Genomic DNA, 24327 nt, shown 5'->3' on the forward strand with positions numbered 1-24327 from the left:
ACGGGAACCCGACGACGACCGTTCCGTTCTCGGTCGTGTCGATTTCCCAGTTCTGGTTGTTGACGGCGAACGGTTGGCTCTCTCGGTAGCGAACCTCTCCGTCCTTGCTGTGGTCAGATTTTGCCTCTCGGATGGCTTGGTTCAGCAGTTACTCTCGATTGGGAACCGGATACGTGACTTCCAGCGAGTCCAAGACCGCGCCCCCACGATTTCGACTGTCGATCTAGTCGCGCTCGTCGAACACGTCACGAACAGCGTCAACGAGAAGTATCCCGCTGCGAGGCTAGACGTAGAGAGCGACGTCGACGAACCGGCCCTCGAAACGGACAAGGAGAGCTTAGAGCTCGCGTTGAGAAACCTGCTCGAAAATGCTATCGTTCACAACGGGACCGAAGACCCGCTCGTAGAGATGCGAGTCTTCGAAACTGGCGATCACCAGATCGTCTTCGAGGTGCGCGATAGGAACGACCGAATCCCGCAGATGGAGATCGAGACGCTCGAAGCCGGTGAGGAATCAGCTCTGCAACACGGTCAAGGGATCGGCCTGTGGATCGTGACCTGGTGTCTAGAGTATATCGATGGGGAACTTAGGTTCGCGTACGACGAGGGGAACGTAGTCACTGTGACGTTGCCTCGTGGCGACTCGCCACAAGATTCGGACGCGTGACCTCGGCGTCGGTAACCGGGAATCCGCGTCCTGCGAACCCCTTGCCCGATTCTGTGCCGATCGAACGGATCTGTTCCTCTCGAAGCGGCTACTCGACTCACGCGAGCGTCACCGAAACACAGTTGTATCGACTGTGACTCCAGCTGTGGCGAGACATTCGAGGAGCTGGTCGAACGAGTCCACGTCGTTGGCTGTGTCGCTCGCGAGGTGGGTGGGCTCGCCGTATCTCACCGGCCAATCGTGCCCTGTCGCGTGACCGGGGCGTCGGGGTTGATGACAAACGCGACGACGGTCGAGTCCTGGGTTGCGGTGACGGTCACGTCGCCGTCGTCGGTCACGAGTGCGCTTTCGGTGTATCCGACGGACTCATCGCCGACGTCGACCGCTCCCTCGAAGACATAGATATAGGCGTGCCACCCCGACCGTGACGGGAGCGTGGTCGTGCTACCGGCGTCGAGTCGGCAGTCGTAGCAGTCGACGTCGTTGCGGACGGACAGGGGGGCGTCGGTACCCTCGGGACCGAACAGGTGCCGCCACTCGTTTGTGACGGAGTCGGGGATCGGCTCGTGCTGGATGCCCGGTTCGAGGTCCAGACTGTGTGGGCGGACGAAAATCTGAAGCATCCGCAGCGGCGGGTCGTCGGCGAGCGTCTCCTCGGCGTGCCAGAAGCCGCTGCCGGCGTTCATCACCAGCAGGTGGTCGGGGTCGGTGACGAGTTCGTTGCCTTGCCGGTCGTCGTGGCGCATCACGCCGTCAGGCACCCACGAGATGATCTCCTCGTTGCGGTGCTGGTGCATCCGGATCAGCGTCCCGGGGTCCATGAACGACTCGACGACGGTCGCGAGCGGTCCGTAGCCGTGGTCGTCGTGGTTCGGGAGTGCTCGGCCTGGGAAATTGAAGTGAATCCGGAACTTGCCTTGGTCCTGCGAGACGTCCGTTCGCGGTGCCGTGTGGACGTGAGATCTGTGTCGTGTCGAGGACGAATCGTCCATTACCCTTTCGTAGTCTCTCCGACGCTATATGCATTCTCGTGCTGGTCTTCAGGACCAGAAGGTGAGGGGAGCGTCCTCACTCTATACGGGTTCGGCAGTAGTTTGAGGATTCGGGTCGACGGAACGTGTTTCTGGGAATGCTGAACGGTACATACTCCAACATTCTCGTTCGAGCGGATGGCGCCGAACGATTGAAGCGAGACGAGAGTGATAGTGTGTCTATATGAAGCGTGTCGGCGAGCTAACAATCCTGGTCCCGGTCGACGTCTCGGAGGCGGAACCGCCGGGTCTGGACATTCTCGGCGACCTCGGTGCCGTCGAGGTGGTTCTCCTCGGGTACTTTCCCGTCCCGGACCAGGCCGAACCGGCGCTGCTCAGGGACCAGTACGGCTCGACGGCCGCGGACCGTCTCGACGCGCTCGCGGCCGAACACGGCACGTCCGACGAGGTGCTGGTCTTTACACACGACCGCGAGGCGACCATCGACCGCATCGCCGACGAGTACAGCTGTAACGCGGTGCTGACGGGTGGCCGTGCGACGACCGCCGACCGCGTCCTCGTCCCCCTTCGGGGAGACGTGAATCTCGACCGGATCCTCGGGGTCGTCGCCGACCTGCTGCTGGCGGGCCACGAGACTGCCACCCTCTTCCACTCGGTCGCGGAGGAGGCCGATCCCAGCCAGGGAGAGCTTCTCCTCATGGGTGCCGTCGACCGTCTCGTCGAGTACGGCGTCGACCGCGACCGGATCGACTGGCAACTCGCGGAGGGTAGTGATCCGCAGGCAGATATCGTCGACCTCGGGGCGGAGTACGACATCGTCGTCCTCGGCGAGACCGAACCGTCGCTCCGCGAACAGATCATCGGGGACGTCCTCTCGGAAATCGTCGACACGCTCGAAGTACCGGCGCTCATCGTGAGGGACGTCGAATGAACCGCCACACCCTGGGACCGGGGAGGGACGGATGAGTGGCGAGGGCGGCGAACTCGAACGGACGCTCGGCTTCGTCGAGGCGATGACGCTGGGCGGAGGGACGATGATCGGGGCCGGGATATTCATCCTCCCCGGTATCGCCGCCGAGTCCGCCGGCCCCGCGAGTTCGATCTCGTACGCCATCGCGGGCTTCGTCGCCCTGCTCGCGGCGCTCTCGCTCTCGGAGTTGGCGACCGGGATGCCGATTGCCGGCGGGAGCTACCACTACGTCAACCGCGCGCTGGGCGGGCTCTTCGGGGCCGTCGTCGGCTGGGGTATGTGGACGGGGCTGATGTTCGCGAGCGCGTTCTATATGATCGGGTTCGGACAGTATCTCGTCGAACCGATCCCCTTTCTCGACGGGCGAGCATTCATTGTGGGACTGGGGCTGGTCGGGCTGATACTGCTCCTCGGGGTCAACTACTACGGGACCGAAGAGTCGAGCGCCTTCCAGAACGTCACTATCGGGACCGAGACGGTGATCATCCTCGTGTTCGTCGCCGTCGGTGTGTTCTTCATCGACGCCGGGAATCTAGAGCCGTTCGCTCCTTTCGGGACCAGGGGTATCGTCGCCACGACCGGTATCGTCTTCATCTCGTTTCTTGGCTTCGAGATCATCGCGACCGTCGCGGGCGAGATCAAGAACCCGAGTCGCATCATCCCGCTGTCGATGATTCTCTCGGTCGTCCTGGTGACGATACTCTACGTCCTCGTCATGCTCGTCAGCACCGGGGTGATCCCGTTCGAGTCCCTCGGAGAGTCGCCCATCCCGGTCTCGGACGTGGCCGTCGTCTACCTCGGTTCGGCGGGGGTCGTCGCCATCGTCTTCGCCGCCATCATCGCGGCGATATCGAGTTCGAACTCCTCGATACTCGCGGCGTCACGGGTCATCTACGCCATGGGGAGAGACGGCGTCGTGACCGACTGGTTCAACGCGAGCCACCCCCGGTTCTACACGCCCCACCGAGCCATCGCGGCGACCGGTGGTGTCACGGCGTTGCTCATCCTCGTCGGGCTCGAGGTCGAGACGATAATCGCGCTGCTCGCGGAGGCGGCGAGCTTCAGTTTCCTCGTCGCCTACTCGCTGGTCCACGTCTCGCTCGTCGTCTTCCGGCGGGCCGACCCCGACGACTACGACCCCTCGTTCGCGCTCCCGCGACCGCTGTACCCGGTCGTCCCGGTCCTCGGGGTGGTGTCGTCACTCGTCGTCGTCTCGCAGATGGCGAACGTCGTCGTCGTCATCGGGTCGGCCATCGTCGGCTTCGGCGTCCTCTGGTACGCGGCCTACACTCGGGGACGCGTCGTGAGCGAAGGGCTCCTCCGGGAAGCGATTCGCGGACCGCCGGCCCAGCCGTTCCGCGTGGTCGTGCCGATAGCGAACCCGGCGACACAGCGCGGCCTGCTCCGTCTCGCAGCGGCGAGTACACACGCCAACGAAGACCGAGGGACACCCGAACTCGTAGCCGTCAACGTCACGGCCGTCGACCACCCATCGCCGCTCCAGAACGTCGAGGCCGAGCGTGCCGACCACCAGCGGGACCTGCTCGAGAACGCCCACGACATCGCGACCCAGATGGACGTGACCCTCCGGACCAAGGCGGTGGTCGCCCCCGACGTCGGCGAGGCGATACTCGACGTGATTGAAGAAGAGGCAGCCGACGAGGTCATCCTCGGGTGGGACGGGACACTCGATCGGGACGGCTACGTCTTCGGGGAGACGGTCGACCCGGTCGTCCAACGGGCGGGGTGTGACATCTCGCTCGTCGACCTCAGGGGCGAATCGATCGGAGAGCCAGTCGCACTGATCGCGCCCGGCCCCAACGCACCAGTCGTCGCGCACCAGGCAGTCGAATTTGCGGCCGTCGATGGGACTGTCCCGACGCTACTGAACGTTCAGTCTCCCGGTAGCAAGCCGGACTCGGACGCCGAGGAGCGGGGGCGGGCGGTCATCGCGGACGCGGCCGCAGCGGCTGGACTCGAACCCGTCGAATACGACGTCGAGGTCGTCGTCGACGACGACGTCGGACGGGCGGTCGTCGATGCGACCAGTCGGTACGACACCGTCTGTGTCGGACTCTCGGGGCGGTCCGAGGGGGGTCGGATACCTTTCGGAACAGTGACCGAACGAGTCGTGAACGACGTCCCAGGCAATATCGTCCTGATACGTGGTTCTGAGCCGGCCTGAGCTCGCCCCCTGGCTACTCGTCAGGGAAGCGGAAGACGGAATCATCGTCGAATTTGCTGTCCTGAGTCTCGACGGGTTTCCGTAAGAGTCCTCGAAAGGCGGCGTCGGGCATGGGTCGAAGGGTGTCTCAGATTACCGCTCCATTGTCGCGGCCCTGATGACATATCCCGATGGTGACCCTGACACGTTGCTGGATAGAGAGGTGCATTTACCGACGAGTCAGCTCGCCTGTTTCTCGGATGTCGAAGGCGAGACTCTCTGTATCGTCCCCGGATGGAATGAAGTGAACGTGGTCCTCGTCGGTCAGTCTGGAGTGGTCCTCGTAAGCGCGGTAGCGAACTAGATACCGTCCGGTCTCGACGACCGCCTCTCGCGTCACCTCACCATCGGGTTCGACATCGAGGGGTGAACTGTATGCTCTCGCCGCTGCCTCTGAAGCGCCGTCCTCGAAGAACCCGATCTCGACAGTGAAAGAGGCATCTGTTTGGTTGAAAACGGTCAAGTCGACGCTTCCGTCGCGGGACTGGAGCCACGAACAGCCGGTAAAGGTGCTGGCCGTTGCGACGCCGAGTGTTCCGAGGACGGCTCGTCGGGAGGGCATAGTTCCAATGCGAAAGTATGCATGATAAACTTTCTTCGAATTCCCCACCTCGCAGAGCCACACGCGCGCTGTATTCAGCACGACCTCACCGATCTACTAGGACCCTGTCAGTACCGGTGTGACCGATAGAGAGGGTGTATCAATCATGAGTGTGAACGTGATCCAATCCCGGAGGAGAGTTGTCGATGGTAACCGGCGGGCAGCACGAATTTATCCCGCTGACTCCTCGAAGAATCGCTCGAGTTCGTCGGCGACCGCTTCCGGCTCAAGGATTGGACCGAGGTGGCCCGCACCGGTAATCTCGCGCATACGGCTATCAGCCACGTGCTCGTCGACGTGGCACACACTGTCGATGAACCAGGGGTCCGGGATCGTCTGGGTCCCGTGCAAGAGTAACACCGGCACCGAGATGTTGGCGAGCTCCGACGGGTCGGTCGGACTGGCCCACTCGGACTCGAAGACCTGGGGGAACTCCCGGAGTTGAACGAGGACGTTCGGTGCCAATGCCTCGAATAAGCCCACTGAGGACGCTTCAGCCAGTTCGTCGTCGGTGGCGACGAACTCGAACCAGGTCCGGACTGCATCGGCCATTCGACCCTCCTCCGCTACCGTAGCCATGCGTGTGATCGTGGCCATCATGCGTCCGGCATCGTCCTCGCTCATTAGCTCAACTGCAGGTGGTTCGTATGCGGCGACGGCGGAAACCGCGTCGGTGGTCTCGGCTGTCGCGAGTGCGTAGATCCCTCCGGCCGACCATCCCATCAGACGCACGGGTTCGCCGACGCTCTCGACGAACGACGTGATGTCCTCCACGAGTCGCTCGGGCGAGTGGTCGGAGCTTTCGCCGCTCAGTCCTCGGCTCCGCATGCTCATCGCGTAGCAGGTAAATTGGTCCGTGAGCGACGGCAACAGCTGTTCCCAGACCGTCTCTCCGTCACCCAAGACACCAGGGACGAGGACTAGAGGTTGGCCCGTTCCATGTACTCTCCCGGCGATCTCGGTGCCGTCGTCCGAGACAGCTCGGTGAATTTCCGATTCCCCATCAGTGTTTGGTGGTCTTTCTTTTGTCATTGCTGGTTATCTCTGGTGTGAGAATCCGTTGGCAAAGCACCTAGTGTACTCTCTGCCGGTACTGACGAATGCTTACATGACATAAATCATGGAACAGAATAACATTTCTCACCAATTGGTGATACGTGGTCTCTCCGTCGTCAACGAGATAGCGACGTTCCAGGGGCGAGTCCGTGCTGATCTGTTCGACGTCACTGTTATGAATATGCGCTGTGTATCTTGCACGGCCTTGACGAACTTCCTGATAGTTGTCAGTAGCGATGTGCGAGATACAGGGGATCTATCCACCACGAAGATCGTGTTCGTTTCAGAGTATTTGCGCCGGGGCAGCTGCCCAGCAGTTCTTTACATCTGATAGCCGCCGGAAGGTGAATGGGAGATCGGTTGTTGCTCCGTTAGTTCGATTCACGGATGAATGTGAGTACCTCGTCGACGAAGCGGTCCGGCGCGGTGTTCATCGGCTCGTGGGCGTGCCCGTCGAAGGTAACGAGTCGGCTGTTTGGAAGCGCGTCGGTGACCGCTTCCGTTGCATCTTTGTTGAATGGGGGGCTCTCACCGCCGGACAACACCAAGGTCGGCGTGGTCATTTCTACAAACCGGGCAGCATCAAACTCGTACTCGGCGATCGCTTGCAACTCGCGGGGCAGTGTATTGGCAGCGTTCACCATGTCCTTCCAGATCGGTGCCGAGCGAGCCGCGTCGAGTTCCTCGGGCGTGAGCTGGGCGACTTCTTGCAGGAACAGAACGAGCGCCTGCTCGTGTTCACCGTCTTCCAGCAGTCCCCCCATTTCAGTGACAGCCTCTTCGACGTCGAGTTCGTGGTCACCGACCGCAACGGGGGGTTCGTTCAGGATGAGTTTGCGCAGATTGTCGGTGCGCAGGGCCGCCTCCAGTGAGTAGAGCGCTCCACTGGAATGACCGAGTAGCGTTACTGGGGCGTCAATCGCATTGACGACGGCTGCCACGTCCTCGGCCTCTCGTTCTAGTTCGTACTCGGCAGCGTCACCGCTCTCCCCACGTCCACGCCGGTTGATCGCATAAACCGTACAGTGTTCTGCGAAGGCGGAGCGCGTCCCGGCCAAATCCCAGAACGTGTGGAGGTCGGCGCTCCCGTGCACGAGGACGAGCGGTGGCCCGCTCCCGGTTCGTTCGTATGCAATCGGCGTACCATCTTCTGATATGACTGTCTCCATGATGCCTCAACTGTACCTATACGCCGTCTGCTGCCCTTACTCTTCCCCACAGTAGTTCTTGCCGACGGGCTTTCCACAACGAACGGCTGGGAGATACGCGCTGTGTATGCAGCAGTACCGTTTCGACCTCCTCAACCACTGTCAGTAACGGAGTGACCGATACAGAGGATATACCTATCGCCGAGATTGAGTGAGTCCAGCCATGACTATGGTTGCTGGGCAACCCCTAGTGACGTTCAGTCCGATACACACACGAATCAATCACGGACGTGAGCGCCAAAGCCGGTGATAAGTACATCGGGGCCACCGACACTCCCGCCATCCGTAGACGTTGTACGAACACTCATTGGCCTTGCACCCCTTCTGGGACTATGGCTGAGTTTCCAGATGAGAGGCAGATCGTCCTCCGTGCTCGTTCCCGGCTAGAAGAATGGACCAATGCGGCTCGGACACAGGCATACGCTGAACTGTTCGAGGGCGACTCTCCAGTCCTCACTGAAGAGGAGATTCATCTCCTCGACGCGCTCGATTCAGAACTGGAGAGACAAGGCGGCGATGGTGTCTGGGGAACCGATCAGTATGGAATCCACACGGCGGGGACCTCGAGTTCGGATACCTCACTTGGCGTGGTCTGTGTGTACCACCCCCAGATAACCAAAGACTCCGTCCTTCGTGGGGCGGACGAACTCGACGACGAGGCTGAAGAGCGACTCAACGCAGCACTCTGGCGATATAGTGAACGGGTTGCGACGCTCATCGAAGAAGCGCTCGACGAGTTCATCCGTCAAACACAGAGCTGACGATTCGTCTCGCCTCTTCTGTCGGACCGTTATCGATGTGCAATTACCGTCTGGTTCGCTCGTGTTCCGGTGCGAGATTTAAGAATACGTCTTCCTCGGCCCCACACTCCGGAGAGGCGTGCACGAAGTGGAGACCGTCCTCATCGCGCTTTTCGATCCGCCACTCCGACCGGGCACGGGCTTCGTTTCCACACGTTGGACAGCGTTTGGGATCATCCTGGAGGTATGTACTCATGAAATCGATGAACGACTTCGTTTCAGGCCACGATGAGAGAATACGCCGCTCAGTAGGTGTACTTCCTCGGCAGGGTTAACCGTCTCCAGTAAGAATCAGTAGTATGATTGACCAATCCGTCGGTGATGTGATGACACAGTCAATTCGAACGATTCCGGCAGAGACGACGGCCTGTGATGTTGCGACACTGTTCGCGGATCAGGATATCGGATCGGCAGTCGTGGTCGATTCCGAGACGGGCGAGTATATCGGGATCGTAACTGAAACCGATATCATGCAGCAGGTTGCAGCGGGGGCTGATATCAACTCTGTTCGTGTGACTGCATTTCTGAGTACGCCACTCGTCACGATCGCCAGCACAGAAGACATCCATGCCGCTGCCACTCTGATGAAAGAACACTCGATCCGGAGGCTTCCGGTCACTGACGATGGCGACCTCGTCGGCATCCTCACGACGACTGATCTCACCCATTATCTACCTCGGCTCAGGAACACAATCCTTCGTGGACGAAACGACCTGAGCGCTCAGTGAGAGTCCTCTATTGGTCGGTCTGGGTCACTGATTATAATCCAGAGCGACCGAATGAACTGTTAGAACGTCACTGCGTACTGGACGGTTTGTGAGGATCGTCCTAACACTGGGGGTTGTTATGTCTTCAGGATAGATGATAAGATGGACCGAGGAGGCCTCTGACATTCCGGAACCCCCCAGAATGTTTCGGAACTGGACTCCTCGTTTCCCATAACTATACTCCTACGAGTACGGAGTGTGCGCTATACTTCACCTGTATCTCTCACTCATTACCCTCGCCAGCCAATGACCGAGTCGCGCCTTGTCTGCAGCAGAGAGGGTGTTAGTTGTCGTTAGCTTGAGTAAATTCTCATTCTCAGTACCTCACAAAGCATCCTCGGCTAGCGGTTTCTGAAGCCTGAGTTCAGGAATGGAGCGGTTGCACTGACGGTCTCGATGAGGGAATCATGGACGAATCGACGCAGAGCCGTCGCCGTCACGTGCTGGACCCGGCTTGCGACGTCAAGTCAGCTGGGGGTAGTATCAGTGATGCAAAGCGAATCGATCCGAGTGAACGGGCGGCCGACGTCAACTCAGGCGCGGGAGGAGGTCAATCGCGTACATCTACACACATCCTCTCAGAGAAAACAAATCGCCAATTGAGATGTCACCATTGCTTTTGTCGAGTAACTCACGGCTTCCAAGAACCGTCTCGAACTTTGTCAAGTGGTTCGTGCTGAATATAGAGGGTGTTTGCAGCACGGTTGAAACCGACTGTGGAGACTCCGTTACGACTCAAGCGTGTATACAGGATATCTCTGCAGTAGGCTGAAACGGCCATCGGACCGTGAGGCCGACCGTTCGTCGGTCGTTCAGGCACCCATGTTCGCAATCATCTCGGCGAACTCGGCATGGAAGTCGGCGTGGTGGTGGACGACCTTCCACTCGCCGTTCTCCTTCCGATAGACGTTGGTCGCCCGGCCCTCCAGGGAGAGCTGATCACCCGCCATGGTCATCGACGCCGACTCGGTGCAGACTTCGTATGCAAGGTCGCCGGTGACGCGGACGAGCTGGTCTGTGCGGGTGACCTCCCCACCCTCACTCATGGATGCGACTCCCTCCCAGGAGCCGTTGACGGCCTCCCAGCCCTCCTCTCGGCCACCAATGGGGTGCATGGTCGTCACGTCGTCCTCGTGTGACCAGATGTCAGCCATGGTACTGGCATCGCCGTTCGTCATCTCCTCAAGCGCATCGTAGAACTGGTCGGATGCGTCTCGAACGGCATCTACTTCGGTACGTGATTCACTCATGTGCTTGTCTCTCCATGCGCACACAGAACGCCCATCACCGTGAATGCATGTTACCAATTAGCATTGGGGAACATATTTTCGGTGCGATGGTGGTACGAGCCACTGAGTGTAGGACAACCGAATAGGCAGGAAGTGGTGAATATGCGTCCTGGGTCTTGTTTAGACGTTCGGAATTGTGGTTGTGAACCCCGAACTGGCTGGAATTGGTGTTCGAGATTGGTGAAAGAGCCAGCATAGTTCAGTGGATCTGTGGAGTTCAGCAGTTCTACTCTGAGAATTCCCACCAGAACGCTTGAGTCACCAGCGCTACTCTCGCTCATCACCTCACGTTCGCCACCAACATCCAGCGGCAGAAGCGCTCTCGCTAGCGTCTAAACAAGGCCCGCGCCCTGTATGCAGCAGTACTCGACGAATTCCTTCGGGTCTGCCAGTATGGCCGTGACCGACTCAGAGGGTGAGAACAGCAAGCCGCCGTCCTTGGTTTCACACTCACTGGTATGAATTCTGTCAGGACTCGCGCCACTTGTGGCCGCACTCGACGCAGGTGAACAGCCGAACCTCGTAGGAGCCACCCGGCTTCGGCATCATCTCGTAGTAGGCCCGGTCGCTGTCGCAGTCGTCCGCCGGACACGGCTCCTGCACCGTCTCGGTGGAGCCCTGGGTCGCGTCGGCCACCGTGGGTGCCCCGTCGTCCCGCTGTCCATCCTGGGTTGCCATCGCCGCTTCTGCTTGCGAGTCGCGCGGCTCCTCGTTTTCACAGGAGCGACACACCCACGTGTCGCCCTTCGTGTGCATGATCGAACCACACTCGTCATAGAATTGCATACAAAATAGAATACACGGTTGTCGAATATATGTGTTAATTTGCGATTCGCCCTGAATTTCAGGCAACTGCTCATGCTGACTGAACTGGCATCATGAGACAGTTCCGGTTCTCGGTGTGCGACGTGCTGCATACGCACCCTCTATGCAGCATCCACTTCGTCATCTATGCAAGTTCTGCCAGTAAGCGAGAAGCCCACGTACGTATTCACACACAGAGAACTCTCTCCCGCAACGACGGCGGTTGAGTTCGCTGACAAAGATGTAACACTATTCTCGAAGAAACTCAAACAAAAGCACGAACATATCTGGCTGGTCGGCGGTGCGAAACTCGCACAGTCGTTTTTACGAGAAAAGGAGATCAACGACCTTCGGTTGTTCTTCATACCGACACTCCTTGGAGACGGGATTCGACTATTCAGTGGCGATTACAACCGACAGAGACTCCAATTGCTAAACACCGATTCTGACAGCGGCGGAATCGTCGAACACCACTACGAGATCATCGACTGAGGTTCGCTTAACGCCGATCCTGATTATCGCCCGGTACTTAGCGATTCATCTCGGCCGTTTCAGCAGTAGTGGTATGACCGGTTCGCTCTAACAGAGCAATCTGGTTGAGCGGTTTTTCGACTAACCTGGTGCTGACTATGCGCTGTGTACTGAACGATGTAACTCGGTTAATCAAAAAGACAAAGAAAGTGAAAAACAATATGATTGATAGGTTTGTGGTTTCGACTATGTAGGTGTGACCGATTCTCAAAGATTGGCAAAACTTTCCACGCAATTGAATATATTAGCAGACTGTCATCGGCGAAATCTTCTATTCGCCCTTCGAGATGTAGCTCCCCACGAGAGTATCCACGCTCATCTGGATGACGAAACCCGTGGACGTGATGATCATGAATATCGGGTGAGAATGTATCATATTCACCTGCCAAAATTAGAGGACTATGACCTCATAAACTGGCGCCGAGAGAACAATACCGTACAGAGAGGGCCAGAATTCGAAGAGATTGCCCCACTACTCGATTCATTTGAGTCGCACCGAGACGAGCTCCAGCTGGAGATAAAGGACTAATGAGGCCGTTAATGGCGTTGGTACGGTCTGCCCTGAACACGGAACAGAAGCAAGCACGTTCCACCACGACAGAACCACCCGAGAAGTCCAATTCGTCGTTATTCCATTGTGAGAGTTGTGATACTGTGTATATCGCCATCGAAAAGAGCAGTTGCTCAACGTGCAGGACGACTGTCGAGCAGGTCCCATCCAAGTTCGATAATTTGTAGCCGCCTCATCGAGACGATCACTGCCACACATTGGCCGATCGAAGATGTCGGCAGATCTGACCGCCTTATCAGGTTCTCTAGCCCCGGTCAGGCCATGTCCTCGATAGGGGCCCCGCGGGCGTTGGTCTGTACGCTCCGGAGTCCCTGTCTGGCCTTCTGTTTCGAAGCGTAGCCCTGCCCACTGTCGGCGATTATGTCGCCGTTGTCGTGAACGAGCCGCCACCGGGGCTTGTCGTCTGCGTCCACGAACAGTTCGAAGGTGGCGTCACTACCAGCCTCAGGGTCGTCGACGGCGTCATCCTTCGTCGTGTCGACGACGTGTGCGCCTGGTGCGTTCTCTTTCACGCTCTCGAGGCCTTGCGTGGCCTTCTGCTTCGAGGCGTATCCCTCGCCACAGTCGGCGATGATGTTCCCGTTATCGTGGACGAGTCGCCAGCGCCACTCGTCGGCGCTATCCTGATACCGCTCGAAGGTGGCCTTGCTGGCGACCACGTCCGTCTCGACGTCGCCCTCGTCAGACTCCGTCCACGTCATTTCGATGTCGAGGCTGACCTCGTCACCCTCGCGTGCGACGTCGACCGTGAGGTCGGACTCGGCAGCGGGGTCGACAGTCACCGTCTGTTCCTCGTCGGCCGGGATCGGCTCACCGCGTCGGAGTGCCCGAGAGAGTCGTCGGAAGTACGACGCGAGGCCTTTACGAGTACGCGGTTCGGTCTCCTGATGGATCGTCTCGTCTGACATACAGGCTCTATTTATCGAAGAAGTGAAATAAAGTTGCCGGCGTGTTCACGGACACAGTCTGGCCGTTTCGTCGTCGGCCAGAATTCGCCGGCCAACTACACCGGATTGCGTCATCCGCTCTCGAATATCGGTCAGCCCTTTGATACACCGGTGCGGAAGTCCACGTGACCCATCGTGAAAGCACCGAGGCTCTCGTGGTGCACGCTGTCGCAGAAACATCGACTTCGGCAAATAAGCATACGCATCCGATGCTACCGAAAGACCGCCTCTCGGAGCCAAGCAGAACCGTGCCAGTGAGATTGCAGCGACTCACCCGGGGACAGGCTTGCTCCATTCCTCGGGGTCGGGGTCGTAACTGTCGCCCACGAAAAATTGCATCGCGCCCCTCTCGCTGTCGACGCTGAGCTCGTTCGTCTCGATCATCTCGCCGTCGAGGCTGAACTGGACGGGGTCGCCGTCGTGGGTGACGTGGAGGTGTGAACTCTTGATTCGTGTGAGATGGCTGGCTTTCCGTCGAAGGAGTTTGTCTGCCGCACCTCTCGAGAGGTAGTCGAGCGCCGGGGCATCCTTAATGATGACGGCGTTTACCATCCCGTCTTCTACGTTGGCCTGCCGCATCTGCTCGCCCGGGAATCGCCGACCGTTCCCCACCAGCAGCATCAGCGCGTCCCCCGACCAGGTCGGGTTACGATCGGGGCCGACTGACACGTGAAGTGTGAGCCCCTCGAAATCACGCGCTACGGATAATGTCGTGAGAACGTACGCCAGCACGCCGAGCCGTCGTTTCAAGCTGCCTGATGTTTTCGCACTCGACTCGGCAGTCAGCCCACCGACACAGGAGTTCAAGAAGGGGCGGTCGTTCGCGATTCCGAGATCGAGTCGCCGGCACTCGCCGGACTCGATGACCTCGAAGGCATGGTCGATGCCGCGGATACCGATGTTGTCGGCGAAATCGTTGCCAGTACCCGCGGGCAGGACGCCGAGCGACACTGCGTCGAGTTTGCCCGCTTCTTGGACGCCCTTGACGGTCTTGTTCAGTGTGCCGTCACCACCACAGGCGACGACAGTATCGGCCCGGTCGGCGGCTTCGGCCGCGAGTTCGACGGTGTGGTCCCCGCCTTGGCTGTCGAGTACTTCCCACCCGCGGTCGGTCGCGATGGACTTCGCGCGCTTGGTCCGTTTCCCGTCACCGCTGTTGGGGTTCCGAACGACGACACGTGTCGGCACACTCATTGCCCGACAGTCACATCGGTCGTTGAAAACTGTACGGGTGCGACGGTTCGAGGGAGAGGCGAGGCTCTTATGACGGTTGCTGGTGGAAAACGAGTGTGTTCGATTGCGACCTCCACACCCACAGTCGGTTCTTCCACAGGAAGCCGGAGGTCGCGTCGTGGTACGACCCGTATGGGGTGCGAGCGACTCTCCGGGTCGCGATGTTCCGGGGTCTTGACGGTATCGCTGTCACCAACCACGATTTCTACCGTCCCGATACTAACGTCAGCGACGCCTGCATTCCCGGCATCGAAATCTCGACGACGCAGGGACATTTACTCGTCGTCGGGCCAGACCCTCCGACCGTTACAGAACCCGGCGAACTCACACCACACGAAGCCGTTGCCCTGGCGCACGACCGTGACTGTGTCGCGATCGTTGCCCATCCGTTCCGTAACAGCACGCTCCGGGAAAGTGATGCCGACTTCGACGCTATCGAGATCAACGGGAAACATCCAGAGTACCGTCGCCGAATTGAAGCCATCGCACGGAACCGAGGGCTCCCCCTAGTCGGCGGAAGTGACGCACACTTCCCGTTTGAAGCTGGTCGACTCTCGACGCGGTTGGAGATCGAGCAGCTGACTCCCGAGGCAGTCGTCAGGGCCGTCCGGGACGGCCGTGTGGAACCCGTCTTCCGTGACGGGCCGTTGTTCGAGACACTAGGTTCACTCTACTCGCGCATCCACGGAGTGAAGGGCCACACCACCACAGACGATGTGTCAGAGGAGCACCCCGACCGATAGCCACAGGCGGCCCTCGAGTCGTCCCTGCCGCCGGCTATCGGTCCCGAACGATTGGGCGCTTCGCCGGACTCTGTGACTGTATCGGTCGATAGCCCGAGTGGAAGATATCTGATCGGCCGGAATCGGACGAACTGACGATTTGGCTATGTCTGCTGTTCGTACAGAAATCGCTCAGCACGCTCACGACCGGTCCGGAACAGGGTGTCGATGAACGCCGGCGAGCGATCCAGTTTCGTCGCCCACGGGAGCTCTTCGTCGAGTCGGATTCGGTGGACGTCCGTATGTGTGTATCGCTCGGGTAAGTAGCCGGCGTCGATCCACTCGTTGGTCTGTTCGATGAAGCCGATCTCCTGTTCGAGCGAGGTGTTCCCGCTCAGTTCGTTACGACGGTCGGCGATTTCGCCGGGCGAGCGCGGGACGCGTGCGTGACTCGAGGGATTGATCTGGAGCAGCCAGATCTCGTCCGGATCTGGGATATCCTGGATCGTCGCGAAGTCTCGCACTGGCGGATTCTTCGCGAACAGCCCGTCCCAGTAATATCGGCCGTCGATCTCGACGGCTTCGAACAATCCCGGTTCGGCGGCACTGGCCAGGATCGCTTCGGCTGTCATTTCTCGACCGCGGAAAACTTTGAAATCTCCGTCGAGGACGTCGATCGCACTAACGAGTAACGCCGGCAACAGGGCATCTTCGGTCCGGCGTCGCTCGCGTATAACCGCACTCAGCGCCCGGACGTGTTCGAAATCGACGTGCCGTTCGAGTAGCTGCCGAAGCTCACGGCGGGCGAGGGGTCCCGTCCGGGTCTGTGACGGGCTGAAGTCCGGAAGTCCGACACCCTGTGACCGGAGTTCGGCCCACCCGACTGCGACGTCGTTCAGATAGCGTTCAGCGGGGCTCGTCGCTTTCAGATCGTTCCAAAACTCCCCGAGCAATGCAGCTGGTGCCAGCTCGGGATCGACGTGGCCGTACCAGCCCAGCAGTGCACAGATGGCTCCGCCGGATGTCCCAGAGAACCCGACGATGTCGTACTGACTCCCGGCGATTTCGGGCAGGAGCCGCTGGAGCGCCCCGGCGGTGAAAGCCGTGTGGCTGCCACCGCCTTGACAGGCGATTGCGACGTTCGTTCGCTTCTCCGTCATCGGTCAGATCCTCCGTTGGGGTATCGATTGTGTAGCATAGTTCTCAAGCAAGTCCGATGAAGACGGTCACAGTCGCACTGACCAGCAGTAGTCCCACTACCATCGCGACGGCAGTGTAGCCGATGATGTCGCGCGCCCGCAGGTCGGCGATGGCTAGCAGCGGGATGGCCCAGAACGGCTGGATCATGTTCGTCAGCGGGTCACCAAGTATCTCGATGACGACCGCAACCCACGGCTCGTACCCGAACTGTTGGCTCGTCTCGATGAGAATTGGCCCCTGTGCGACCCACTGGCCGCCGCCGGAGGGGATAAATACGTTGACGATAGCCGAAATGAGGATACCGATGACTGGCCACGTCTCCTTCGTAGCCACGGTCGCCAGCACTTCGGTGAACTGCTGGGCCAGCCCGGTGTTGGTCAATAGACCGGCGATCCCTGCGTAGAAGGGGAACATGAAAATGATGCCCGAGATGTTCTTGACGCTGTCTTTCATCTGGTTCACGATGTTGATCGGCCGCTTCCAGAGGACGATTGCGAAGAACAGAAAGAGAGCGTTGATGCTGTTGAGCGTCAGCTTCGAGAGGCCGCCCGGTTGGAAGATGAAACGAGACGGATCGGATACGAGAAACCAGGTGTTGATCACGTAGTACAACGGGAAGATGGCGATCACGAGCCCGAGGAGTTGAGAGTTGTTCAACCGGTCAGCGAACGTCAGTGTCGGCCGGCTTGGGAAGGCCGTGTCCTCGGGTTGGGTCTCAGTGGGTGGTTCACTCTCGAGGTTCTCCTTGATCTCGGAGCGGATCTCTCCCGGGAGTTCCCGAATCTCATCTTTCGGATGCATTGCGGCCATCACGACCGGAATCACGGTGAGTAGCAGGCCGGCACTAACGAGGTTCGCGGTACTACCGAGCGTCTCGCTGAGTGGGATTCCGTTTTGGACCGACGCGGGAAACGATGCTGGGATGAGAGAAGGGTCTGTCATGATGAGCGCTGCCGACGACGAGAGTCCAGAGTGAAAGATCATCAGACTCGTGTAGCCGGCCGCGGCCAACAGCGGGTAGTGCACTTTGATTCCCTTCTGCCGGCATTCGTATGCGACCCGACGGGCCATGATCGCGCCGACGATCAGCCCGATGGCCCACGACACGAGTGCCGTGACCATCGCTACGAAGGCTGTGAACCAGACGGCGACGAACGGCGAATTTGGGATAGATGCGATCCGTTCTAGTGCGTGGGTAACAGACGGCGACTTCGCGATGGCGTCGCCTGCCATCAGCATTACCGACAGTGTCGCCATGAACGGCAGTAGTGTCCAGACGCCGGTGTACCAAGCGTCCATGGTTTCCTTGGGGGCGGAACCGGACACCAATGCGCTGGCGACCGTTAGCAGGGTGAGGAGTATCCCGATGACGTACGGATCCGGGATGTATCGTAGCGACCAGTCGGAGAACCACTCGCCGAGACGACGAACCGGGTCGATGAAAGACATAGGCCTACCGCCCGCGTTGCCCGGCCTACAGATAAATGTAGCCGTGATGTTTCAGTAAAAATCGGACAATAACTTGACAATACAGCTAATTCGGACGTAGAGTTAGGTTCGAAGCCAGGAATCGGACGGGATTTCGTATTCGTTGTTGTGACAGAACTCCCTAGCGCGTTCTCGAACCGCTTTCGAGCTCGGACGCTTGCCGGTACGTTCCATCTCGTCGATGATCCAGTTCGACACGACGGTGATCCCTTCGTCATCGTCGTCTGCATCGATCTCCTCGAGCGCCCGCAGAGTCTTCCGGTACATCTCGAACTGTTGGTCACGGTCGGCCTGACTCGTTCGTGAGTCGTCGGCGTCGGCAATCCGGCGCATCGCTGTCTCGACTGACATGTGTACAGGTTCGCGCCCGAACGGGAAAGACCTAGCCACGTGGTGACTCGTCACGAACGCTTTTGTGGTTATCGCGAGTGGTGCGTCCATGGAACATATCGTTCGGTCGCATGACGAGATATCCGGAGTCGCGTGAGGGCCCATGCGAACCACCAAAATCGTCTGTACGATCGGACCCGCGTCTGCCTCCCGAAACTCCTTGCGACGACTCGCCGAGGCGGGTATGTCGGTCGCACGGTTGAACGCGAGTCACGGTACACCGGAGCACCGCCGAGAATTGATCGAGAGAATACGGACAGTCGAACAGAATACCGATAGACCGGTCGCTATCATTCACGACCTGCCTGGCCCGAAAGTCCGGACCGCGCCGATGGATGGAACGGTCCATCTCGACGCCGGAACTACAGTCGAGTATGTCCAAGGGAAGACGACAACAAACGATCGGATCGCCCTCTCACACGATATTACCGCTGTCGAATCCGGGGACCGCGTCCTACTGGACGACGGGCGTATAGAGACGACAGTTACGGATGTCAGTGAGAGCGCCGTCACGGCATGCGTCGAGAACAGCGACGATATCGGTGGTCGCAAGGGTGTGGTGGTCCCCGGTGTCGAACTTGGACTTCCAACCATCACAGAACGGGACCGGCGAGAACTGCGAGTTGCTGCCGAAAAGGAGGTCGATTTCGTCGCGGCGAGTTTCGTACGCGACGGCGACTCGGTACGTGCGATCAGCCGAGTGTTGTCCGACCTCGACGCGACAACCCCGATTATTGCGAAGGTGGAGCGTGGCATCGCCGTTCGGAACCTGGACGACATAATCGATGCGGCCGACGGTGTGATGGTTGCCCGTGGCGACCTCGGTGTCGAAATCCCACTGGAGTCGGTCCCGATCGTGCAGAAACGTATCATTCGCAGGTGTCGAGACACTGGGACACCGGTCATCACCGCGACGGAGATGCTCGAGTCGATGACCAGTGCTCGCCGTCCGACGCGTGCGGAAGCCTCTGACGTCGCCAACGCAGTCTTCGACGGGACGGACGCCGTCATGCTATCAGGTGAGACAGCAGTGGGAGACCATCCGGTCCTCGTCGTCGAGACGATGGCACGACTCGTCGAGCGAGTCGAGGATACGGCCGAGTACGACGACCTCCGAAGACAACAGGCGCCGGAGGCCGATAGCGCTCAGTCCGACAAACTGGCTCGCTCGGCGAGTGTTCTCGGACGCGACATCGACGCGACGGCGATAGTCGTGGCGACCGCGTCCGGCAAGACAGCAGTTCGAGCCGCGAAGTTTCGTCCGTCGATGCCAGTCGTGGCAGCGACGCCCTCCGAGTCGGTTCGTCGTCGATTGGCACTCTCCGGCGGTATCGTCTCCGGTCCACCGACTGAGACTGCTACTAGTGCAGACGACGTGATCGGTAACGCCGTCGAGTCGGCACTCGGCACAGACATCGTCTCGAGTGGCGATCGTGTCGTCGTCATCTCGGGCCCTCGGAACGACGACGCGGGGACGGGCACCTCGAACCTTCTCAAGATTCACGTCGCTTCAGACCGGTCGAGTAACGCCCGAGAGTGACCGACGGCACCTTCGTGTCGTATTCATGCGTCGATATGAGACACGGTCTTTCGAATCACTGTGGATTTGAAACCCATCTATCTTTTATAAACAATGGATAGACGTAGTGGTCGCGGTTCGGACTCGAAGTCGGGTATCGGATGTAGGAGATACTATTAGGATGGCCAGGTTCGAAAGCGACACGCAACCTAGTCTACCGATGAGTACACAGTTGGGAGTCGGATTCGCGCTGCTCGCGGCGCTGGCGCTTGCGGTTCAGAGTGTCTCTGTCCAGCGGAGCACGACCCACCAACCGCTGTCCGACGTCATAACCGTCGTGTTTCTCGTCAACCTTCTCGTCATGGTTCCCGTCACAGTTGGGTTGTTCTTTCCGGCGTTCGACCTCACTCTCCTGTCTATCGGTGCGTTTGCGACAGGAGGGATACTCGGTTCCTTACTCGCAAGAATCGCACTGTTCGTCGGTATCGTGCGACTGGGGGCGAGCCGTGCAGAGCCGTTGAAATCCACGTTCCCGCTGGTCGCTGTTCTCATCGCCGTCGTAGCATTAGGCGAGGCACTGACCGCGACCGTGGTTGCTGGGGTCCTGTTGGTGGTCATCGGCGGCGCGGCGGTCTCGTGGGATGCACAAGCGGTACAGACTGGCGGTACGAGGCAGCGTCGATGGGTAGATGTGGGATTTCCGCTCGCAGCGGCACTCCTACTGGGGGTCGACCCGGTCTTTACCAAAATCGGACTCGAAACGGGGACGTCGCCCATCGTCGCCACGACAGTGCGCGTCATTGCTGCCGCGGCTGTCTTCGCTTGTTACCGCCTTTGGAAGCGTTTCAGGGCAAGAACACCAGGCCGGTTGTTAGTCACTCGCTGGAGCTTTACTGCTGGCATCGCAAACACAGTGTACCTTTTAGCGTACCTGGCTGCGCTCGGCCGTGCTCCTGTCTCTTTAGTCACTCCGATTCTGGGTGTGAGTCCCTTGCTCGTCCTCGCTATCTCCCCATTTGTCTCGGCCCGCGAGGAGCGAATCACGATCCGGCTGGGCATCGCCGTGACGATACTGGTCGCTGGCGTAGTGCTCGTCCTCAGTGGGTGACCCCGCGGATTCTCAGGAGCCGTCAAACGGCATGTTAACAGGACTATCCATCGTGCTCGGAAAGGAACGGGCGAACATTGATTGTTCGCCCACCAATCGGTACGAATAATGGTACGAGGCGGTCCTGTCGTACAACTCGGTGTGATCTTCCTGTCTGTGCTTGGCCTGTGGGTCGGAGCACGACTTCTAGTGGACGCAGTCGTGCGCTTGGCTCGCCGGTTCGGTCTCTCGGATTTGATTATCGGTCTGACTATCGTCGCGATGGGGACGTCCATGCCGGAACTGGCGGTCTCGATCGACGCCGCACTCAAAGGATTCGGTGATATCGCGGTTTCGAACGTTCTGGGGTCGAATATTTACAATTTGGCGTTTATACTGGGGGTCGTCTCCCTGATCAAGATACTCCCCATCGCCGAGTCACTCGTCCATCGCGGCGGCATCGCCTTGCTCGCCAGCGTCTTCGTCGGTGGACTCGCTGTGGTTGACCTCCGGATAACGAGGCTCGATGGTCTCTTCCTCGTGGGCTCGTTCGTCGCGTACACCGTCTATCTACTCCGAACGAGCCGGGCCGCGTCAGCTCAGTCCACCCAGCAACCACTCGTCGACGGTGGCGTGACTGGCCAGATAGCTGAACGATCGTCCTTTCGTGGACGTGACGCTGTTCTCTTCGTGAGCGGGTTGGCACTGGTGCTGGTCAGTGGCGACTACATGGTCCTGGCTGCCTCAGAGTTAGCCCGCGGTGCCGGAATCTCCGAGTGGGTTATCGGGGGGACCATCGTCGCGGCTGGCACATCGACACCAGAGTTCGCTGTCTCGTTGGTTGCAATCAAGCGTGGGAGCCTCGGCATCTCGGTCGGTAACGTCATCGGGAGCAACATCTTCAATATCACTGGCATCATGGGCATCGCAGCGGTCGTTCGACCGCTCGTGGTGAGTGGTACCGCGTTGGAGACTCTGGCCTGGCTGGTCGTTATTTCCACCGTGTTGGTCGCCGCGCTCTGGACGGGACGGGTCCTCTCCCGCTTGGAGGGTGCCCTCTTAACTATCACCGAGATGGTTCGTTGGGTGCTGGGGTTGTTCGGGCTGTTCGGCTGATCTCCAGACCACCGTCCCCGGGAAGGTTTTCGGCCGTGGTGCCAACTTCGGTCGGTAGTTCCACGCCGGCGGCTTTCGACTGTACTTCTGTGCGACCCACTCCCTCACAGTCGGTCGTGACGACAGTCGGGCCGTCGGCAACGGACCTGACATAATCGGAACCTGACCGCTCATTCAGAACAGGGAGGGGTTACATGCTTAACAGCTCAGGCTGATATAACAACCAGACAGAGCTCTTTGCAGTCATCGGGGCCGCAGTCGAGAAGGGAATCGAAAACCGCCTGCAAACGACCGCTCTGTGGTCGCCGGTCCCGAGACAGTCGAGTCGAAATAGATTGACGTTCTGTACCTGCTACTGTCAGAGTATTTAAACCCTATTCCGCAATCTCGCTGAGTCCGGACAGTGGTGATGCACCTGCAACGATGGCACCGGTCGCCAAAATTGCGGCAGAGAGCACCACGAAGTCGCCACTCGGGGAGTATCCCGCTAACCCTGCTCCAACCTGGACGATAAACACCGTGATAAAGAAGCTGAGAATAGCGAACACCAAGAGTACGATTGACGCGATGATACTACTGACAAGCGCTCCGAACGAATCAAGAATTCCCATAATTGGTAGCCTCAAATATACTAATCGGACAACGATGTATAAATCCGGCCATCTGGTACTCATCAGATGAATATAATTAACCCAGTCTTGTCATCAGAACGAATAGATACAGGGGACGTCGTTTATCGGTTCGATGTGTTTTGAAAGGGCTATCCCAAGTTCGAACGCTTGGATCTATCGCATATATTTTATTATCCGATAGGGAGAATATAGTCACCGATCGTCAAATCGAGGTTCATTGCTTCGTCGCTTCAATGAGTGCCAGGCCTGAAAGTGGGCCCACACTCTGTCGGCTGACGTCGGTAAAGCCGGCCTCTCGAAGCCACGACATGACCTCTTCGTGAGCGTAGACCGTCGCCCCCAGCGTCGTCAAGTACGTCAGCGCGACGAATCGGAGTCCTGCCCGACTCACTGGCGTTCGTCCACTGCCCTCCCACTGATCCAACACGATAATTCGTCCGTTCGGCGCGAGCGAATCAGCCACTCGCTCGAAAAGTGCAGTATTCTCTGCTGGGTCGTGTGCGTGGATGACGTTGAAGAGGAGCGCCAGATCAAACCCGTCCCCGAGATCGTCTGTGTGGTAGTCTCCCGTTTGCACACTGACTCGCTCTGCTAACTCGGCGGGAATCTCGTCGTTGATTGCCTCGATGGCGCCCTGAACGTCGAAAATCGTCGCCACGATATCTGAGTGGCGTCGGCATAGTTCCACCGTGTAGAGTCCGTGGCCCCCGCCGATGTCGATGAGCTGTGTGCTACCGTCCGGAATGGACACTGCATCGACCACGTCGTCGACCAGTAAGGAGGCAGTCGCCCGAAAGCCGTCCTGAGCGATCTCCCAACGCTCGGGCTCTTCGTCGAACCACTCGTAAATCGACTGACTCGGTTCGCCCTCCCTGATAGCGGTTTCGAGTTCACGTTCCCAGAACGGGAAGACGAGCTCGTTCCAGAACGTGAGCCAGGGCCCCATGTTCGTCTCTGAATCAGCCAGCAGCCACGTCTCCGTCATTTTGGTAAGCCGGTAGCCATCCTCAGAGGTCGACAGGTAGTCCTCGGTCACTAGAAAGTTGCAAAGCATGGCGATGCCATCAGGATGTGCGTCGATACGGTCAGCAAGAGTCGACGCCGTGAGCGGTGTCTCTGCGTCCGCGACTAGCTCGAAGAGACCTAAATCCAGTGCGAGCGACACCGACTCAAAACTCGCCGCACCGAACAAATCGAGCATCGGTGCCGGGCCCTTGTTGAGCCGGAGCAACACCAACCGTTCGAGAAAATTCGGGTTGACAGGCATTGAACTGGTTACTACGTGAACTGGCATAATGCTAGCTTTCAGCAGCGAGAGAGTCTCGTCGTGAACGACGAGGAGGATGTCATGTCCCAATGCGTACTGCTTCGAGACCAGTCTTCTCCGGGCACTGTCTAGTTGAGCGAGTTTGAGAAGCGAGGAGGCCGTAGCGAGAAGTGCTCATGCAACTCGCAGACCTCCTCAGCGAGACGTTGAACGAGGACAATGAAGACGTTTGGGAGAATGAGCGCA

Annotated in this window: 22 protein-coding genes and 2 pseudogenes; 10 read left to right on the forward strand and 14 right to left on the reverse strand. The window is 59.0% G+C overall.

All coding sequences use genetic code 11. The annotated features are described in order from the left end of the window. Positions 1–142 (reverse strand): annotated as a pseudogene (locus tag EGH21_RS24310) (transposase); the annotation flags it as partial. Between EGH21_RS24310 and EGH21_RS24660 the strand changes: the two are divergent. Next, positions 110–667: a sensor histidine kinase gene (locus EGH21_RS24660; protein ID WP_328765755.1), complete on the forward strand. Its 558-nt coding sequence runs from the start codon at positions 110–112 to the stop codon at positions 665–667. The pseudogene EGH21_RS24310 and the gene EGH21_RS24660 sit on opposite strands and share 33 nt — an antisense overlap. A gap of 227 nt (positions 668–894) precedes the next feature. On the opposite strand, the gene EGH21_RS23365 is transcribed toward EGH21_RS24660, so the two are convergent. After that, positions 895–1659: a pirin family protein gene (locus EGH21_RS23365; protein WP_220620812.1), complete on the reverse strand. Its 765-nt coding sequence runs from the start codon at positions 1657–1659 to the stop codon at positions 895–897. Between the two features lie 223 nt (positions 1660–1882). Between EGH21_RS23365 and EGH21_RS23370 the strand changes: the two genes are divergently transcribed. Together EGH21_RS23370 and EGH21_RS23375 are read left to right on the forward strand one after the other, a co-directional pair. Further along, on the forward strand, positions 1883–2590 hold the full coding sequence (locus EGH21_RS23370; protein ID WP_220620813.1) for a hypothetical protein: 708 nt from the start codon (positions 1883–1885) through the stop codon (positions 2588–2590). A 31-nt stretch (positions 2591–2621) separates the two neighbouring features. Then, on the forward strand, positions 2622–4814 hold the full coding sequence (locus EGH21_RS23375) for an amino acid permease (RefSeq protein ID WP_220620814.1): 2193 nt from the start codon (positions 2622–2624) through the stop codon (positions 4812–4814). A gap of 208 nt (positions 4815–5022) precedes the next feature. On the opposite strand, the gene EGH21_RS23380 is transcribed toward EGH21_RS23375, so the two are convergent. The 3 genes from EGH21_RS23380 to EGH21_RS23390 form a co-directional block, all read right to left on the reverse strand. After that, positions 5023–5415 carry a hypothetical protein gene (locus EGH21_RS23380; RefSeq protein WP_220620815.1) on the reverse strand — a complete coding sequence of 131 codons (393 nt, stop codon included), beginning with the start codon at positions 5413–5415 and terminating at the stop codon, positions 5023–5025. Positions 5416–5625: 210 nt separating this feature from the next. Continuing rightward, positions 5626–6411: an alpha/beta fold hydrolase gene (locus EGH21_RS23385; RefSeq protein ID WP_425433332.1), complete on the reverse strand. Its 786-nt coding sequence runs from the start codon at positions 6409–6411 to the stop codon at positions 5626–5628. A gap of 470 nt (positions 6412–6881) precedes the next feature. Continuing rightward, a complete protein-coding gene (locus EGH21_RS23390) occupies positions 6882–7679 on the reverse strand; it encodes an alpha/beta fold hydrolase (RefSeq protein WP_236035788.1) in 798 nt (265 codons plus the stop codon). A gap of 371 nt (positions 7680–8050) precedes the next feature. Between EGH21_RS23390 and EGH21_RS23395 the strand changes: the two genes are divergently transcribed. Both EGH21_RS23395 and EGH21_RS23400 read left to right on the forward strand, forming a co-directional pair. Then, complete coding sequence (locus tag EGH21_RS23395) at positions 8051–8479, forward strand: DUF7539 family protein (RefSeq protein ID WP_220620818.1); 429 nt, start codon at positions 8051–8053, stop codon at positions 8477–8479. A gap of 338 nt (positions 8480–8817) precedes the next feature. Then, on the forward strand, positions 8818–9246 hold the full coding sequence (locus EGH21_RS23400) for a CBS domain-containing protein (RefSeq protein ID WP_220620819.1): 429 nt from the start codon (positions 8818–8820) through the stop codon (positions 9244–9246). An 851-nt stretch (positions 9247–10097) separates the two neighbouring features. On the opposite strand, the gene EGH21_RS23405 is transcribed toward EGH21_RS23400, so the two are convergent. Together EGH21_RS23405 and EGH21_RS23410 are read right to left on the reverse strand one after the other, a co-directional pair. Then, the gene (locus EGH21_RS23405; protein ID WP_220620820.1) at positions 10098–10535 is read right to left on the reverse strand and encodes a YybH family protein; all 438 of its coding nucleotides are present in this window, start codon (positions 10533–10535) and stop codon (positions 10098–10100) included. 507 nt (positions 10536–11042) lie between these two features. Then, complete coding sequence (locus tag EGH21_RS23410; RefSeq protein WP_236035789.1) at positions 11043–11360, reverse strand: RPA12/RPB9/RPC11 RNA polymerase family protein; 318 nt, start codon at positions 11358–11360, stop codon at positions 11043–11045. 165 nt (positions 11361–11525) lie between these two features. On the opposite strand from EGH21_RS23410, the gene EGH21_RS23415 reads away from it, so the two are divergent. Then, a complete protein-coding gene (locus EGH21_RS23415; RefSeq protein WP_220620821.1) occupies positions 11526–11870 on the forward strand; it encodes a dihydrofolate reductase family protein in 345 nt (114 codons plus the stop codon). A gap of 864 nt (positions 11871–12734) precedes the next feature. Here the strand turns inward: EGH21_RS23415 and EGH21_RS23420 are convergent. Both EGH21_RS23420 and EGH21_RS23425 read right to left on the reverse strand, forming a co-directional pair. Beyond that, complete coding sequence (locus EGH21_RS23420; protein ID WP_220620822.1) at positions 12735–13388, reverse strand: HVO_2922 family protein; 654 nt, start codon at positions 13386–13388, stop codon at positions 12735–12737. Positions 13389–13697: 309 nt separating this feature from the next. Further along, a complete protein-coding gene (locus tag EGH21_RS23425) occupies positions 13698–14621 on the reverse strand; it encodes a diacylglycerol/lipid kinase family protein (RefSeq protein ID WP_220620823.1) in 924 nt (307 codons plus the stop codon). Positions 14622–14716: 95 nt separating this feature from the next. Here EGH21_RS23425 and EGH21_RS23430 point away from each other — a divergent pair, with 95 nt between their 5' ends. Next, entirely contained in the window at positions 14717–15403 is a 687-nt protein-coding gene (locus EGH21_RS23430) for a PHP domain-containing protein (protein ID WP_220620824.1), read from the forward strand. A gap of 143 nt (positions 15404–15546) precedes the next feature. Here EGH21_RS23430 and EGH21_RS23435 read toward each other — a convergent pair whose 3' ends face one another. The 3 genes from EGH21_RS23435 to EGH21_RS23445 all read right to left on the reverse strand — a co-directional run bounded on the left by EGH21_RS23435 (position 15547) and on the right by EGH21_RS23445 (position 18511). Next, the gene (locus tag EGH21_RS23435; RefSeq protein WP_220620825.1) at positions 15547–16542 is read right to left on the reverse strand and encodes a patatin-like phospholipase family protein; all 996 of its coding nucleotides are present in this window, start codon (positions 16540–16542) and stop codon (positions 15547–15549) included. Positions 16543–16585: 43 nt separating this feature from the next. Then, positions 16586–18031, reverse strand: coding sequence for a TIGR00366 family protein (locus tag EGH21_RS23440; RefSeq protein ID WP_220620826.1), 1446 nt, complete (start codon positions 18029–18031; stop codon positions 16586–16588). 102 nt (positions 18032–18133) lie between these two features. Next, a complete protein-coding gene (locus EGH21_RS23445; RefSeq protein WP_220620827.1) occupies positions 18134–18511 on the reverse strand; it encodes a hypothetical protein in 378 nt (125 codons plus the stop codon). A gap of 52 nt (positions 18512–18563) precedes the next feature. Between EGH21_RS23445 and pyk the strand changes: the two are divergent. The 3 genes and pseudogenes from pyk to EGH21_RS23460 form a co-directional block, all read left to right on the forward strand. After that, positions 18564–19994 (forward strand): annotated as a pseudogene (gene pyk / locus EGH21_RS23450) (pyruvate kinase); the annotation flags it as partial. Between the two features lie 205 nt (positions 19995–20199). Then, positions 20200–21087: a DMT family transporter gene (locus EGH21_RS23455; RefSeq protein WP_220620829.1), complete on the forward strand. Its 888-nt coding sequence runs from the start codon at positions 20200–20202 to the stop codon at positions 21085–21087. Positions 21088–21195: 108 nt separating this feature from the next. Continuing rightward, a complete protein-coding gene (locus EGH21_RS23460; RefSeq protein WP_220620830.1) occupies positions 21196–22182 on the forward strand; it encodes a calcium/sodium antiporter in 987 nt (328 codons plus the stop codon). A 374-nt stretch (positions 22183–22556) separates the two neighbouring features. Here EGH21_RS23460 and EGH21_RS23465 read toward each other — a convergent pair whose 3' ends face one another. Both EGH21_RS23465 and EGH21_RS23470 read right to left on the reverse strand, forming a co-directional pair. Further along, positions 22557–22793 carry a hypothetical protein gene (locus EGH21_RS23465; RefSeq protein ID WP_220620831.1) on the reverse strand — a complete coding sequence of 79 codons (237 nt, stop codon included), beginning with the start codon at positions 22791–22793 and terminating at the stop codon, positions 22557–22559. Positions 22794–23028: 235 nt separating this feature from the next. Continuing rightward, positions 23029–24081, reverse strand: a complete 1053-nt coding sequence (locus tag EGH21_RS23470) for a methyltransferase (protein ID WP_220620832.1) — start codon at positions 24079–24081, stop codon at positions 23029–23031. Between the last annotated feature and the right edge of the window lie 246 nt (positions 24082–24327).

Source organism: Haloarcula rubra (genome assembly GCF_019599465.1).
Classification (GTDB): domain Archaea; phylum Halobacteriota; class Halobacteria; order Halobacteriales; family Haloarculaceae; genus Haloarcula; species Haloarcula rubra.

Excerpts from the sequence above, each read along its gene's own strand:
- EGH21_RS23365 (WP_220620812.1), bottom strand. The coding sequence starts at position 1,659 with ATGGACGATTCGTCCTCGACACGACACAGATCTCACGTCCACACGGCA.
- EGH21_RS23370 (WP_220620813.1), top strand. The coding sequence starts at position 1,883 with ATGAAGCGTGTCGGCGAGCTAACAATCCTGGTCCCGGTCGACGTCTCG.
- EGH21_RS23375 (WP_220620814.1), top strand. The coding sequence starts at position 2,622 with ATGAGTGGCGAGGGCGGCGAACTCGAACGGACGCTCGGCTTCGTCGAG.
- EGH21_RS23380 (WP_220620815.1), bottom strand. The coding sequence starts at position 5,415 with ATGCCCTCCCGACGAGCCGTCCTCGGAACACTCGGCGTCGCAACGGCC.
- EGH21_RS23390 (WP_236035788.1), bottom strand. The coding sequence starts at position 7,679 with ATGGAGACAGTCATATCAGAAGATGGTACGCCGATTGCATACGAACGA.
- EGH21_RS23395 (WP_220620818.1), top strand. The coding sequence starts at position 8,051 with ATGGCTGAGTTTCCAGATGAGAGGCAGATCGTCCTCCGTGCTCGTTCC.
- EGH21_RS23400 (WP_220620819.1), top strand. The coding sequence starts at position 8,818 with ATGATTGACCAATCCGTCGGTGATGTGATGACACAGTCAATTCGAACG.
- EGH21_RS23405 (WP_220620820.1), bottom strand. The coding sequence starts at position 10,535 with ATGAGTGAATCACGTACCGAAGTAGATGCCGTTCGAGACGCATCCGAC.
- EGH21_RS23410 (WP_236035789.1), bottom strand. The coding sequence starts at position 11,360 with ATGCAATTCTATGACGAGTGTGGTTCGATCATGCACACGAAGGGCGAC.
- EGH21_RS23415 (WP_220620821.1), top strand. The coding sequence starts at position 11,526 with ATGCAAGTTCTGCCAGTAAGCGAGAAGCCCACGTACGTATTCACACAC.
- EGH21_RS23420 (WP_220620822.1), bottom strand. The coding sequence starts at position 13,388 with ATGTCAGACGAGACGATCCATCAGGAGACCGAACCGCGTACTCGTAAA.
- EGH21_RS23425 (WP_220620823.1), bottom strand. The coding sequence starts at position 14,621 with ATGAGTGTGCCGACACGTGTCGTCGTTCGGAACCCCAACAGCGGTGAC.
- EGH21_RS23435 (WP_220620825.1), bottom strand. The coding sequence starts at position 16,542 with ATGACGGAGAAGCGAACGAACGTCGCAATCGCCTGTCAAGGCGGTGGC.
- EGH21_RS23440 (WP_220620826.1), bottom strand. The coding sequence starts at position 18,031 with ATGTCTTTCATCGACCCGGTTCGTCGTCTCGGCGAGTGGTTCTCCGAC.
- EGH21_RS23445 (WP_220620827.1), bottom strand. The coding sequence starts at position 18,511 with ATGGACGCACCACTCGCGATAACCACAAAAGCGTTCGTGACGAGTCAC.
- EGH21_RS23455 (WP_220620829.1), top strand. The coding sequence starts at position 20,200 with ATGAGTACACAGTTGGGAGTCGGATTCGCGCTGCTCGCGGCGCTGGCG.
- EGH21_RS23460 (WP_220620830.1), top strand. The coding sequence starts at position 21,196 with ATGGTACGAGGCGGTCCTGTCGTACAACTCGGTGTGATCTTCCTGTCT.
- EGH21_RS23465 (WP_220620831.1), bottom strand. The coding sequence starts at position 22,793 with ATGGGAATTCTTGATTCGTTCGGAGCGCTTGTCAGTAGTATCATCGCG.
- EGH21_RS23470 (WP_220620832.1), bottom strand. The coding sequence starts at position 24,081 with ATGCCTGTCAACCCGAATTTTCTCGAACGGTTGGTGTTGCTCCGGCTC.